General features: G+C 68.3%; 12 protein-coding genes. 10 read left to right on the forward strand and 2 right to left on the reverse strand.

Translation table 11 applies throughout. The annotated features are described in order from the left end of the window. Positions 1–24 precede the first annotated feature (24 nt). The 4 genes from leuS to BLT73_RS06825 are packed head-to-tail and all read left to right on the forward strand — an operon-like array spanning position 25 to position 5,296. Complete coding sequence (gene leuS / locus BLT73_RS06810) at positions 25–2,562, forward strand: leucine--tRNA ligase (protein WP_090522138.1); 2,538 nt, start codon at positions 25–27, stop codon at positions 2,560–2,562. Next, positions 2,549–3,049: an LPS assembly lipoprotein LptE gene (gene lptE, locus BLT73_RS06815; RefSeq protein ID WP_090522140.1), complete on the forward strand. Its 501-nt coding sequence runs from the start codon at positions 2,549–2,551 to the stop codon at positions 3,047–3,049. The genes leuS and lptE overlap by 14 nt, the downstream gene beginning before the upstream one ends. Next, a complete protein-coding gene (holA, locus tag BLT73_RS06820) occupies positions 3,046–4,074 on the forward strand; it encodes a DNA polymerase III subunit delta (protein WP_090522142.1) in 1,029 nt (342 codons plus the stop codon). The genes lptE and holA overlap by 4 nt, the downstream gene beginning before the upstream one ends. 22 nt (positions 4,075–4,096) lie before the next feature. Continuing rightward, on the forward strand, positions 4,097–5,296 hold the full coding sequence (locus BLT73_RS06825; RefSeq protein WP_090522144.1) for a BaiN/RdsA family NAD(P)/FAD-dependent oxidoreductase: 1,200 nt from the start codon (positions 4,097–4,099) through the stop codon (positions 5,294–5,296). Here the strand turns inward: BLT73_RS06825 and BLT73_RS06830 are convergent. After that, positions 5,272–5,859 (reverse strand): glutathione S-transferase family protein, encoded by a 588-nt coding sequence (locus BLT73_RS06830; protein ID WP_090522146.1) that lies wholly within the window; start codon positions 5,857–5,859, stop codon positions 5,272–5,274. The two genes, BLT73_RS06825 and BLT73_RS06830, sit on opposite strands and share 25 nt — an antisense overlap. Positions 5,860–5,997: 138 nt before the next feature. Between BLT73_RS06830 and BLT73_RS06835 the strand changes: the two genes are divergently transcribed. Next, a complete protein-coding gene (locus BLT73_RS06835; RefSeq protein WP_090522147.1) occupies positions 5,998–7,242 on the forward strand; it encodes an MFS transporter in 1,245 nt (414 codons plus the stop codon). 104 nt (positions 7,243–7,346) lie between these two features. Continuing rightward, the gene (locus tag BLT73_RS06840; protein ID WP_090522553.1) at positions 7,347–7,760 is read left to right on the forward strand and encodes a hypothetical protein; all 414 of its coding nucleotides are present in this window, start codon (positions 7,347–7,349) and stop codon (positions 7,758–7,760) included. A 58-nt stretch (positions 7,761–7,818) separates the two neighbouring features. Here the strand turns inward: BLT73_RS06840 and BLT73_RS06845 are convergent, their stop codons facing one another. After that, entirely contained in the window at positions 7,819–8,253 is a 435-nt protein-coding gene (locus BLT73_RS06845) for a PaaI family thioesterase (protein ID WP_090522149.1), read from the reverse strand. Positions 8,254–8,366: 113 nt separating this feature from the next. Between BLT73_RS06845 and BLT73_RS06850 the strand changes: the two genes are divergently transcribed. The 4 genes from BLT73_RS06850 to BLT73_RS06865 all read left to right on the forward strand — a co-directional run bounded on the left by BLT73_RS06850 (position 8,367) and on the right by BLT73_RS06865 (position 12,903). After that, positions 8,367–8,993 carry a LysE family translocator gene (locus BLT73_RS06850; RefSeq protein ID WP_090522151.1) on the forward strand — a complete coding sequence of 209 codons (627 nt, stop codon included), beginning with the start codon at positions 8,367–8,369 and terminating at the stop codon, positions 8,991–8,993. Positions 8,994–8,995: 2 nt separating this feature from the next. After that, complete coding sequence (locus BLT73_RS06855) at positions 8,996–9,640, forward strand: RluA family pseudouridine synthase (protein WP_090522556.1); 645 nt, start codon at positions 8,996–8,998, stop codon at positions 9,638–9,640. A 201-nt stretch (positions 9,641–9,841) separates the two neighbouring features. Continuing rightward, positions 9,842–11,203: a cyclopropane fatty acid synthase gene (locus BLT73_RS06860; protein ID WP_090522153.1), complete on the forward strand. Its 1,362-nt coding sequence runs from the start codon at positions 9,842–9,844 to the stop codon at positions 11,201–11,203. 62 nt (positions 11,204–11,265) lie between these two features. Next, complete coding sequence (locus BLT73_RS06865) at positions 11,266–12,903, forward strand: acyl-CoA dehydrogenase family protein (RefSeq protein WP_090522154.1); 1,638 nt, start codon at positions 11,266–11,268, stop codon at positions 12,901–12,903. Positions 12,904–12,939 lie beyond the last annotated feature (36 nt).

A 12,939-nucleotide genomic window follows, 5' to 3' on the forward strand; every position in this document is an offset into this window, starting at 1 on the left:
GGCAATACCATGCCCGGAGTCACCATGTCCTACCACCCCGCAACCAGCGAACCGCATTGGCAGCAGGCCTGGGCCGATGCCGAGAGCTTCAGGGCCGTGCGGGACGAACGCCCGAAATACTACGTGCTGGAGATGTTCCCCTATCCGTCCGGGCGCATCCATATGGGCCATGTGCGCAACTACACCATGGGCGACGTGGTGGCGCGGTTCAAACGCGCGCAGGGGTTTTCGGTGCTGCATCCGATGGGATGGGATGCGTTCGGGATGCCGGCCGAAAACGCCGCGATGGAACAGGGCGGCCATCCGCGCGACTGGACCTATGGCAACATCGCGACCATGCGCGATCAGTTGAAACCGCTGGGCCTGTCGATCGACTGGAGCCGCGAATTTGCCACCTGCGACGACGATTATGTCGCGCAGCAGCAGGCGCTGTTTCTGGATTTCCTCGACGCCGGGCTGATCACCCGCAAATCGGCGCAGGTGAACTGGGACCCGGTCGACATGACCGTGCTGGCCAATGAGCAGGTCATCGACGGCAAGGGCTGGCGCTCCGGCGCGCCGGTAGAGCGCAAGGAGCTGACGCAGTGGTTCTTTCGCATCTCGGATTACTCGGACGAGCTGCTGTCAGCGATTGACGGGCTCGACGGCTGGCCGGAAAAGGTCCGGCTGATGCAACAGAACTGGATCGGCAAGTCGCGCGGCTTGCAGTTCCGTTTCCAAACCGTGGACGCGCCCGACGGGTTCGATGAGATCGAGGTCTACACCACCCGCCCCGATACGCTGATGGGGGCGAGTTTCGTGGCCCTGTCGCCCGATCATCCGATGGTCAAGCAGCTGGCCGCGGGCAATGCCGAAATCGCCGCTTTCATCGAGGAATGCCGCCGCATCGGCACCACCGAGGAAGCCATCGAAACCGCCCCGAAAATGGGCTTCGACACCGGGCTGAGCGTCACCCATCCGCTCGATCCCGACTGGAAGCTGCCGATCTGGATCGCGAATTTCGTGCTGATGGATTACGGCACCGGCGCGATTTTCGGCTCCCCGGCCCATGACGAGCGCGACCACGAATTCGCCACCAAATACGGCCTGCCGATTCGCGCGACCTTCGGTGAAAAGGGGATGGACCTTGCCGCCGCCGACGGGATGGTGGCAAAGGCACCCTATGTGCCGCTGAAATCCGAAACGGTCAGCTATGTGCGCGGCTTCTCCGGCCAGCCGGAGCAGAGCGGCGAGGCCGCCGTGACCGCCGCCATCGCCCATGCCGAGGAGCAGGGTTACGGCGAGGGCGTGACGAAATATCGCTTGCGGGACTGGGGCATCTCGCGCCAGCGCTACTGGGGCTGCCCGATCCCGGTCGTGCATTGCGATAGCTGCGGCACCGTGCCCGAGGCGAAGGAGAATCTGCCGGTGCTGCTGCCGCAGGATGTCAGCTTCGACCAGCCCGGCAACCCGCTGGACCGGCACCCGTCCTGGCGGCAGGCGAGCTGCCCCGAATGCGGCGGTGCGGCCACGCGCGAGACCGACACGATGGACACCTTCGTCGATTCGTCGTGGTATTACGCCCGCTTCACCTCGCCCCACGCGGCGACGCCCACCGACCGGGCGGATGCCGATTACTGGATGAATGTGGACCAGTATATCGGCGGGATCGAACATGCGATCCTGCATCTGCTCTATTCCCGATTCTTCGCCCGCGCGATGGTGAAAACCGGCCATCTGCCCGAACAGGCCAAGGAACCTTTCGATGCGCTGTTCACCCAGGGCATGGTCACGCATGAGATTTACATGACCCGCGACGCGCGCGGCCGGCCGGTCTATCACCTGCCAGAGGATGTGACCGACGGCACTCTCGCGGATGGCACGGCGGTCGAGGTGATTCCCTCGGCCAAGATGTCGAAATCCAAGAAAAACGTCGTGGACCCGGTCAATATCGTCGCCAGTTTCGGCGCCGACACCGCCCGCTGGTTCATGCTGTCCGACAGCCCGCCTGAACGTGACGTGGAATGGACCTCCGCCGGGGCCGAGGCGGCGTATAAATTCCTCTCCCGCCTCTGGCGCCTGGCCGATGACGCGCCCGAAGGCGGCGACGATCCCGAGCTGACCCGAAGCGCCCATCGCGCCATCGCCGATGTCACGAAATCCATCGAAAGCTTCGCCTTCAACAAGGCGGTCGCGAAGCTCTATGAACTCGCCAACGCCGTCGGCAAATCGAAGGCGGGCGGCGAGGCGCGGCGCGAGGTGCTGCGGATCACCGCGCAGCTTCTGGCGCCCATGGTGCCGCATCTGGCCGAGGAGATATGGGCCAAATCCGGCGGCATCGGGCTGGTGGTGGATGCTGGCTGGCCCAAGGCCGATCCGGCATTGCTGGTCGATGACACCGTGACCCTGCCCATCCAGATCAACGGCAAGCGGCGCGCGGAGATCAGCGTCGCCAAAGACATGCCCAAGGACGAGATCGAATCGCTCGTCCTTGCCGACGAGACGGTGCAGAAATTCCTGGACGGCGCCGCGCCGAAAAAGCTGATCGTGGTGACGGGGCGGATCGTCAATGTCGTGGCGTAGCCCCCTGCCCCGCCGCGCGGCCATCGCCGGGCTGGCGGCACTGGCCCTCGCCGGGTGTGACCTGACCCCGGCCTACGGCCCCGGCGGCACCGGCACGGCCCTGCAGGGCAAGGTGGCGCTGCGCGACCCCGACAGCATCGACAGCTTCGCGTTGAACCGGCGGCTGAGCGAGCGGCTCGGCCCGGAACAGGCGGCGCTCTACAGCCTGGATTACCGGCTGACCATCGCCGCGGTGTCACAGGCGATCACCCCCTCCGAGGTGGCGACCCGCTATTCGCTGAACGGCACTGCCGATTTCGCGCTGACCGACAACGCCACCGGCGCCCCCATCGTGCAGGGCCGGGTGTCCAGCTTCACCTCCTATTCCGCGACCGGCACGACCATCGCCACCACCACGGCCGAGCGTGACGCGCATGAGCGGCTGATGGTGATGCTGGCCGACCAGATCGTGACGCGGCTGCTGGCCACGGGTCCGCGGCCGGGATGATCCTGAAGGGCGCAGAGATCAACCGCTATCTCGCCCGGCCCGATCCGACCCGGCCGGCGCTGCTGATCTATGGCCAGGACGCCATGCGGGTGGCGCTGAAGCGCGCCGAGGCGGTGGCCGCACTGACCGGCCCCAACGCCGACGAGGAAATGCGCCTGACCCGGATCCCCGGCGCCGATCTGCGCAAGGACGCGACGCTGGTGGTCGATGCCATCAAGGAGGTCGGCTTCTTCCCCGGTCAGCGCGTGGTGCTGGTCGAGGACACCCCCGACGCCGCAGCCCCCGCCCTCGCCACCGCGATCGGGGAATGGGCGCATGGCGACGCGGCGATCGTGGTCACGGCGGGCGGGCTGACCAAATCATCCGCGCTGCGCAAGCTGTTCGAGCCGCATGCATCCGCCGTGACCGCCCCGATCTATGACGATCCGCCCGGCGAGGAAGAGATCCATCGCTGGCTGGCCGAGGCCGGGCTGACGGATGTGCCGCAACCCGCCATGCGCGACCTCTTGGCGTTGTCGCGCGCGCTCGATCCCGGAGATTTCCGCCAGACGGTGGAAAAGATCGGGCTTTATAAACACGGCGACGACAGCGCGCTCTCGCCCGAGGAGATCGCGCTGATGGCCCCCTCCACCATCGATGCCGAGGTCGATGAGCTGATCGACGCGGTGGCCGAGGGCAAGTCGGACCGGTTCGGCCAGCTCATGCGCCGCATCGAGGGTCAGGGCATCGCGCCCGTGACCATCTGCATTGCCGCGCTGCGCCATTTCCGTGCGCTGCACGCCGCCAGCGCCGATCCGGGCGGGGCGCAGGCCGGGCTGTCGCGGCTGCGCCCGCCGGTCTTCGGGCCACGCCGCGACCGCATGGCACGGCAGGTGCAGGGCTGGGGGATGCGCAACCTGGAAGAGGCGATCCACCATCTTCTCGACACCGATCTGCAACTGCGCAGCGCCTCGCGCGCGCCGCAAATGGCGCTGATCGAGCGGGCGCTGATCCGGCTTTCCATGATGCCGCGCGGCGCGCGATGACCCCGCCCGCCCGCGCCGCGCAATGAGCACCGCCCTCGTCATTGGCGGCGGCCCGGCCGGGCTGATGGCCGCCGAGGAGCTGGCGCGCGCGGGCCATCCGGTGATCCTCGCCGAGGCGATGCCGACACCGGCGCGCAAATTCCTGATGGCGGGGAAATCGGGGCTGAACCTGACCCGTAACGAGCCGCTGCCGCAATTCATGCAGAATCTCAGCTTTGGCGCACAGGACGATCCGCCCCCCTGCCTGGCCGATCCCGACGCCGTCTTCGGCCCCGAAGACGCGATGAGCTGGGCCAGCGGGCTGGGGATCGAATTGTTCACCGGCTCCACCGGCCGGGTGTTTCCGGTCGGCATGAAGGCCTCGCCGCTGCTGCGCGCCTGGCTGGCCCGGCTGCGCGGAGCGGGGGTCGAGATCCGCACCAGATGGCGCTGGCAGGGTTGGGACGATGGCGGCTTCGCCTTCGACACGCCGCAGGGCAGGCAGGCGATCCGGCCCGGCGTCGCGGTGCTGGCGCTTGGCGGGGCAAGCTGGCCCCGGCTGGGCGCGGACGGCTCATGGCAGCCTGATCTGGCCGCGCAAGGCGTGCAGGTCGCGCCGTTTCGCCCGGCCAATATGGGGCTGCGCGTGGCGTGGTCAGCGCCGATGCGGCGGCATTTTGGCCAGCCGGTCAAGGCCACCGCGATCCGGGCGGGCGACACGGTTAGCCGAGGCGAATGGGTGATCTCGCGCCACGGGATGGAGGGCGGCGGAATCTACGCCGTCTCGGCCGCGATCCGCGACGGGGCACCCGCGACCCTCGACCTCGCGCCGGATCTCTCCCACGCAGCCCTGAGCGCGCGCTTCGCCGGGACGCGCGGAAAAATCTCCATCGGCAACTGGCTGCGCCGCGTGCTGGGCGATCCGGTCCGCGCCGCGCTGATGCTGGAATGGGGCCGCCCCTTCCCCGACACGGCCGAGGGCTGGGCCGCGCTGGCGAAAACCCTGCCCATCCGCCATGACGGCCCGATGGGGCTCGACCGCGCCATCTCCTCGGCAGGGGGCATCCGCTTCGCCGCGCTGAGCCCGTCGCTCGGACTGCGCGCCCTGCCGGGCGTGTTCGCCGCCGGAGAGATGCTCGACTGGGAGGCGCCGACCGGCGGCTATCTGCTGACCCATTGCCTCGGCACGGGCCGACAGGCCGGGCGCGCCGCCGCGCGCTACCTGTCCGAGGTGCGCCGGTAGGCCGGGCGGGCATGCATGCGTGCCTCGTATTCCTCCAGCCAGGCCTCTCCGATCGGGAACCGCGCCGCCCGCGCCCAGATCAGGCAATGGGTCAGGATGATGTCGGGCACGGTGATCTCCTCGCCCATCAGGAAAGGCCCCTCCGCCGCCCGCCGGCTCAATGTCTTCTGGCTCTGCTGGAACTCCCAGCGCAGCGATTGCTTGATCCCGGTCACGCGCAGCTCTTCGGGCAGCACGAAGGTATGACGCGCGGCCGTCCACAGGATCGCGTCGAACTCGTCCAGCAAAAACTGCGTCAGGCTGTCCTGCCGCGCCCGCGCCCGCGTCCCGGCCGGGTGGGTCAGCGCGCCATGCCGGTCGGCCAGATATTGCAGGATCGCGGTCGAATCGCTGATCGGCACCCCGTCATCGACCAGCACCGGCACCTTGCCCGAGGGGTTCAGCTCCACCACCTCGTCGGATCGGGGCGGGGCCGGGTGATGCTCGAAGGGCTGGTCCAGCTCCTCCAGCATCCACAACACGCGGAACGCGCGGGTCGAGGCGGGTCCGATCACTTGATACATCTGCAACGCTGCTCCTTTGCCGGTTCTGGCACCCGCGCAGGCTAGGCCGATGCGCCGGGCGCGGCAAGCAGGCTCCGCCGCCGCTTGACCCTGACCTGCGACTGCGCCAATGCTGCCTTGAGGCCCGGAGAGCGCGCTATGTCCACCCCGTCATCGAAACTGTTCACGCCGATCCTGATCGGCGGCTGCATCATCCTGCTGATCAACTTCGCGCTGCGCGCCAGCTTCGGGGTGTTCCAGATCCCGGTGCAGGAGAGCTATGGCTGGCTGCGGTCGGATTTCTCGCTGGCCATCGCCATCCAGAACCTGGCCTGGGGGATCGGCCAGCCGCTGTTCGGGGCGCTTGCCGAACGCTGGGGGGATCGCTGGGCGGTGATCCTGGGCTCGCTGCTCTACGCGCTTGGCCTGGCGATGTCGGCCGTGGTGACCACCCCCGCCGCGATGCAGATGTGGGAGATCGCGGTGGGTTTCGGCATCGCCGGCACCGGGTTCGGCGTCATCCTGGCGGTGGTCGGCCGCGCCGCCAGCGACGAGAACCGCTCCCTCGCGCTCGGCATCGCCACCGCCGCCGGATCGGCCGGGCAGGTCTTCGGCGCGCCATTGGCCGAGGGGCTGCTGGCGTTTCTGCCGTGGCAGGGCGTGTTCCTGACCTTCGCGGCGCTGTCGCTGACCATGATGCTGTTCCTGCCGCTTCTGGGGCCGGGCAAACCCGCCGCACCGAGCGAGTTGGAGGAAAGCCTCGGTTCGGTCCTCAAGCGCGCCTTCCGTGACCCGTCCTATCTGATGATCTTCGCCGGGTTCTTTTCCTGCGGCTATCAGCTTGCCTTCGTCACCGCACATTTTCCTGCACTGGTGACCGAGATGTGCGGCCCGATCGCGCCGGGCAGCCTGCTGCACTCCATCGGCATCACCACCACCTCGTCGCTGGGGGCGTGGTCGATCTCGCTGATCGGGCTGGCGAATATGGCGGGGACTATCTTCGCGGGCTGGCTGGGCAATCGCTACAGCCGCAAATATCTGCTGGCCGGGATCTATACGCTGCGCACGCTGATCGCGGCGGCCTTCATCCTGACCCCGATCACACCCGGCACGGTGATCCTGTTCAGCGTGGGCATGGGCGCGCTGTGGCTGGCGACCGTGCCGCTGACCTCGGGGCTCGTCGCCTATATCTACGGGCTGCGCTACATGGGCACGCTGTATGGATTCGTGTTCCTGTCGCATCAGCTCGGCTCCTTCCTGGGCGTCTGGCTAGGCGGCACGCTCTATGACGCGACCGGCGGCTATACGATGGTCTGGTGGGTGGGCGTGGGCGTCGGCGCCTTCTCGGCGCTGATCCATCTGCCGGTGCGCGAGGCCCCGTCGCGCCTGCCCGCCGCCGCCTGATGGCGACAGAATCGCAGCTCGCCTCTCGCGCATGTGACGCAACCCAACCGGTTATCAGCTTGTTAAGCCGCATGAATAACAGCGCGTTGCAGGGAGTGACCGCCATGATGAAACAAGTTGCCGCGGCTTCGGCCGCCTTGATGATGATCGCTTTGCCCGTGTCCGCCGATCCGGGCAATGGCAATGGCAAGCCTGCCAAGGTCAAGCAGATGCAAAAGCAGGGTGGCGGGGCGGGCCGCGCCGCCTATGCCAGCGACTGCCCGCCCGGACTGGCCAGGAAAACCCCGTCCTGCATCCCGCCCGGACAGGCGAAGAAGCGGGGCAATTACGGGCGCAATGTCGGCGACATCCTGCGGGTTGGCGATTATGTCATCATCCGCGACCCGGCCCGCTATGACCTCGAACGGCGGGATGGCTGGCGCTATTATCGCGGGGCCGATGACCGGGTCTATCGCGTGGACCGCGACAGCAACAAGGTGCTGGCGGTGCTGAACCTGATCGACGCCTTCACGAACTGAGCGCGTCGCGGCAATCGGCAGGCGCAGCGCGCCCAGCCTGACCGCAACCGCCCCGGCTTCAGCCCTTTGCCGCGGCAGGCTCCTTCCATGTCAGCGTCATCTGGGTCTGCGTCACCCGCGCCGCCACCTTTCCGTCGCCGCGCGTGACCACCACCTCCCAGATCTGCGTGGTGGACCCGATATGAACCGGCGTCGCCGTCGCCCGCGCCACGTCGCCTATGCGGATCGGGCGCAGGAAATTCACCTTCGATTCCAGCGTCGTCGTGTTCTCGCCTTCCTTGAGGTTCAGCGTCGCGCCGGTCCCGGCGATATTGTCGGTCAGCCCCAGGATCGCGCCGCCATGCATCACGCCGTTGCGGTTTGACAGCGCCTCCGTCACCGCCAGCTCCATCACCACCCGGTCGCGCCCCGCCTCGATCAGCGTCATGCCGAGCGTATGGGCGAATTCCGGCTGCGCGCGGGCAACGTCCTGAAGGCGGGCGGGATCGGTCATGTCGGCTCCTGTCTCTGGCGGTGTCGCCGCGGATCTTCCCGCGCGCCGGGGTGAATGACAAGCCACGCCGCACCCCCTCGCCAAGCGCGCCGGGTCGCGTTAATCCTCGGCCCATGATCTGGGACGCCATCGCCAATATTCCGACCGCGCAGCTTGTGACCTTCGTCACCGGCGGGCTGCTGCTCAACCTCGCGCCGGGGCAGGACGTGCTGTTCGCCTCGGCTTGCGGGATCAAGGGCGGGCCGCGCGCGGGCGCGGTGGCAGGGCTTGGCGTGGGCATCGGGGTGCTGTTCCACCTGACGCTGGCCACGATCGGTCTGGGCGCGGTGGTGGCCGCCCATCCGGGCCTGTTGCGGCTGATCAAATATGCGGGCGCGGCCTATCTGCTGTTCCTGGCCTGGCAAAGCTGGCACGCCACCCCGCACGGCCCGGCCCGCCCGGCACCGGAAAGCCTGTGGCGCATCCTGCGGCGCGGCGCGCTTTCCAACATGCTCAACCCCAAGCCGGTGCTGTTCCTGCTGGCCTTCCTGCCGCAATTCACCCATGTCTCCTACGGCCCGATCTGGCAGCAGATCCTGGGGCTGGGGCTGATCTTCGCCGCCACCGGCACGCTGGTGACCATCGGCTACGGCGTCGTCGCGGGCTGGCTGGGTCTGCGGCTGGGGCGGCATCTGGGCATGATGAACAAGCTGGCGGCGGTGATCTTTGCCGGGCTGGCCGTCCGCATGGTCGCGAAGTGAGGCTGACCCCCTACGCACCGCCCCCGGACCCCCCCGAGATCCTGCACCACGACCACGAGATCCTGGTGGTGAACAAGCAGGCCGGGCTGCTCTCCGTCCCCGGCCGCAGCGCCGAGAAGGCCGATTGCCTCATCCACCGGCTGCGCGGCCCGTTTCCCACCGTGCTTCTGGTGCACCGGCTGGACATGGACACCTCCGGGGTGATGGTCTTTGCGCTGACGCCGCATGCGCAGCGCCACCTGTCGAAGCAGTTCGAGGAGCGGCGGGTGAAGAAAGCCTATCTCGCCCGGCTCTCGGGCCGCGTGGCCGAGAAAACCGGCACCGTCGATCTGCCGCTGACCGTCGACTGGCCCAACCGCCCGCGCCAGAAGGTCGACCCCGAGCACGGCCGCCCCGCGCGCACCGACTGGCGCGTGATCCGCGCAAGCGAGGCCGAGACCCGCATCCGGCTCTTCCCGCTCACCGGGCGCAGCCACCAGCTCCGCGTCCACATGTCAGAGACCGGCCACCCGATCCTGGGCGATCCGCTCTATGCCACCGGCGCGGCGGCGGATCACCCGCGTCTGATGCTCCACGCCGAATCGCTGCGCATCCGCCATCCCGACAGCGGCGTGCAGATCGGCTTCTCGGCCCCCGCACCGTTCTGACCCCGATCCCGAAGGCGCAGGGTTCCGCCCATCGCGCGGCACGCGGGACACAGGGCGTGGCCTTTCCTCACGCATCGGTGAATAGTTGACAACCAGAGCACCCGGCGGACCAGCGGCCGGGCGCGGGACCGGGCCGGGGCGACATCACCGCGCCGCATCACGGTTCAGGGTGCGGGTTGAACGGTATGACGGGGGTTTCGGATGTATGCATTGCTGCGCAGCTTTCTCGGGAAATTTGTCAAAACCGGCCATCTGACGGTGATCGACCACAGCGGCGCGCGCCATGATTACGGCGACGGCACCGGTCCCCGCCTGGTGGTCCGTCTGCACAGCAAGGCCGCGGAACGCGCCATCGCCACCAACCCGGCGCTGAAATTCGGTGAAGCCTATATGGAGGGCGAGATCGACCTGCTCGAAGGCACGGTCTATGACCTCATCATGCTCGGCTATGCCAATGCCGGTCGCGCGCTGATGCCCGCCGCCTGGATGCAGGCCTTCGAGCGGATGCGCATCGTCACCCGCCGCTTCCAGCAGATCAACACAAGGCTGCGGGCGCGCGGCAATGTGCAGCGCCATTACGACCTGTCAGCCCGGCTCTACCGAATGTTTCTCGACCCCGACATGCAGTATTCCTGCGCCTATTACCCCGGCCCCGATCTGCCGCTGGACGAGGCGCAATTGCTGAAAAAGCGCCACATCGCCGCCAAGCTGATGATCGAGGACGGCATGGAGCTGCTCGATATCGGCTGCGGCTGGGGCGGCCTGGGCCTCTATCTGGCGCGGGTGGCAGGCGCACGGGTGGACGGGGTGACGCTGTCGGACGAACAGCTTGCCGTCGCCCGCCGCCGCGTGGTGCGGGAGGATCTGGCCGGCCAGGTGGATTTCCGCATCCAGGATTACCGCGAGATTGACCGCGATTTCGACCGCATCGTCTCGGTCGGCATGTTCGAGCATGTCGGCATCAACCATTTCGACGCCTATTTCCGCAAATGCGCCGCCATGCTGCGCCCCGGCGGGGTGATGCTGCTGCACACGATCGGGCGCGCCAACCCGCCCGGCGCCACCAACCCGTTCCTGCGCCGCTATATCTTCCCCGGCGGCTATATCCCGGCCATGTCCGAGATCCTGCAATCGGTGGAACGCTCCGGGCTGATCGTGACCGATACCGAGGTGCTGCGGCTGCATTACGCCGAAACCCTCAAGGCCTGGCGCGCGGCCTTCATGGCGCGGCGCGACGAGGCGAAGGCGCTCTATGACGAGGCGTTCTGCCGGATGTGGGAGTTCTACCTGGCCGGCAGCGAGGCGGCGTTTCGCGAAGGCGGCATGGTGGTGTTCCAGATCCAGCTTGCCCACCGCGTCGATTCGGTCCCTGTCACCCGCGACTACATCCCCGCCGCCGAGGAACGGCTGGCGCGCTGCGAAGCACAGCGCGGCATCCCCGCCCCCGCCTGGCCCGAGGACTGGCCCGCCGACTGGTCCGGCCGGATCACCGCCGCGGCGCGCTCCGATCTCGACCGCGCCGCTTCCGCGCGGCGCAACGCAACGTCACGACGGCCCGGCTGATCGCGTCGCCGCGCGCTGCGCTATGCTGGCAAACAGCACCGCTTGGGAAGGGGGCCGGGGCCATGATGCCAGCACGCAGCGATCTCGCGACGCATGAGGTGACAAACCAGCCGCCCCCGCCGGGCGACCGCGATCTCTGGGCCGATGATCCGCTGCTTCGGGCATTCCTGACCGGCAGCGACGCACGGACCGATCAGATCGCCCCCTATGCGCGCAGCTTGGGCACGCAGGCGCTGCGCGACGCCGCACGGCAGGCCAATGACCACCCGCCCGAGGCGGTGATCTTCGACACGGGCGGGCGCAGGCTGGACGAGGTGCGGTTTCACCCCGCCTATCACCAGCTCATGCAGCTCTCGACCGAAGCAGGCTATGCCGCGATCGCGTGGGAGGATGCGCCGTGCGGGCATCTGTCCCATGCGGCGATGGTCTATCTGGCCAGCCAGGTCGAGCCGGGGCATTGCTGTCCGCTGACCATGACCTATGCCGCAGCCCCGGTCCTGCGCCGGATGCCGGGGCTAGAGGACTGGACCCGCGCCATCGCCTCGCGCCGCTACGATCCCGCGATCCGGCCCGTTGCCGAGAAACACGGCGCCACGATCGGCATGGCGATGACAGAAAAGCAGGGCGGCTCGGATCTGCGCGCCAACACCACGCAGGCGCAGCCGGATGGCGATCTGTGGCGGCTCTCAGGGCATAAATGGTTCTGCTCTGCCCCGATGTCGGACGGGTTCCTGAAGCTGGCGCAGACCGCCCAGGGGCTGAGCTGCTTCCTCGTCCCCCGCTGGCTGGAGACCGGCCGCAACGCCATCGAAATTCAGCGGCTGAAAAAAAAGCTCGGCAACCGCGCCAATGCCTCGGCGGAAATCGAGTATCGCGGCGCGCAGGCGCATCTTCTGGGCGCGGACGGGGACGGGGTGCGCGTGATCCTCGACATGGTCCACCACACCCGGCTGGATACCGCGTTGGCCCCCGCCGGGCTGATGCGCGCCGCCCTGACCGAGGCGCATCGCTGGGCCAGCCATCGCCGCGTGTTCCAGAAGACGCTGATCGACCAGCCCCTGATGCAGGCGGTGCTGGCGGATCTGACGCTGGACTGGCTGGGCAGCCTGGCGCTGTCGCTGCATGTCGCGCGCAGCTTCGACGGTGCCGGGCCACAGGACCGCGCCTTCGCCCGGATCGGCGTCGCCATCGCCAAATACCTGTCGAACAAGCTCTGCCCCTTGGTCGTGGCCGAGGCGATGGAGGCGCTTGGCGGCATCGGCTATATCGAGGACGGCCCCCTGCCGCTTCTGTATCGCGAGGCACCGCTGAACGGGATCTGGGAAGGATCGGGCAATGTCATCTGCCTCGACGTGCTGCGCAGCCTCGCCCGCGCGCCCGGCGCAGCGGAGATGCTGGATCAGGAACTTGATGCCGCGCGCGGCCTCGATGCTGGGTTCGACCGCGCGCTTGCGTCCTATCGCCACGACTGGCGGGCGCAACCTGCCGAGGCGGAGGCGCGGCAATTCGTCGAACGGACCGGGCTTCTGCTCAGCGCCGCGATCCTCATCCGCCATGCGCAGGACGGGCGGATCGACCACGCCCTGCCCGCCGCCTTCATCGCGACAAGGCTCGGCGGCCCGCGCGGCCGCTTCGCCGGGGCGGCTGCGGTGCCGGACCCGGCCCGGCTGCTGGCGCTGTGTTTCGCGCCAACCGCCTGACTCCCCGCCGCTATGCGCCCGCATCCCGCGCCCGCA

The organism is Paracoccus isoporae, from assembly GCF_900101865.1.
Lineage (GTDB): Bacteria > Pseudomonadota > Alphaproteobacteria > Rhodobacterales > Rhodobacteraceae > Paracoccus > Paracoccus isoporae.

Coding starts and splice junctions, on each gene's coding strand:
- leuS (WP_090522138.1), top strand. CDS start 25: ATGTCCTACCACCCCGCAACCAGCGAACCGCATTGGCAGCAGGCCTGG.
- lptE (WP_090522140.1), top strand. CDS start 2,549: ATGTCGTGGCGTAGCCCCCTGCCCCGCCGCGCGGCCATCGCCGGGCTG.
- holA (WP_090522142.1), top strand. CDS start 3,046: ATGATCCTGAAGGGCGCAGAGATCAACCGCTATCTCGCCCGGCCCGAT.
- BLT73_RS06825 (WP_090522144.1), top strand. CDS start 4,097: ATGAGCACCGCCCTCGTCATTGGCGGCGGCCCGGCCGGGCTGATGGCC.
- BLT73_RS06830 (WP_090522146.1), bottom strand. CDS start 5,859: ATGTATCAAGTGATCGGACCCGCCTCGACCCGCGCGTTCCGCGTGTTG.
- BLT73_RS06835 (WP_090522147.1), top strand. CDS start 5,998: ATGTCCACCCCGTCATCGAAACTGTTCACGCCGATCCTGATCGGCGGC.
- BLT73_RS06840 (WP_090522553.1), top strand. CDS start 7,347: ATGATGAAACAAGTTGCCGCGGCTTCGGCCGCCTTGATGATGATCGCT.
- BLT73_RS06845 (WP_090522149.1), bottom strand. CDS start 8,253: ATGACCGATCCCGCCCGCCTTCAGGACGTTGCCCGCGCGCAGCCGGAA.
- BLT73_RS06850 (WP_090522151.1), top strand. CDS start 8,367: ATGATCTGGGACGCCATCGCCAATATTCCGACCGCGCAGCTTGTGACC.
- BLT73_RS06860 (WP_090522153.1), top strand. CDS start 9,842: ATGTATGCATTGCTGCGCAGCTTTCTCGGGAAATTTGTCAAAACCGGC.
- BLT73_RS06865 (WP_090522154.1), top strand. CDS start 11,266: ATGATGCCAGCACGCAGCGATCTCGCGACGCATGAGGTGACAAACCAG.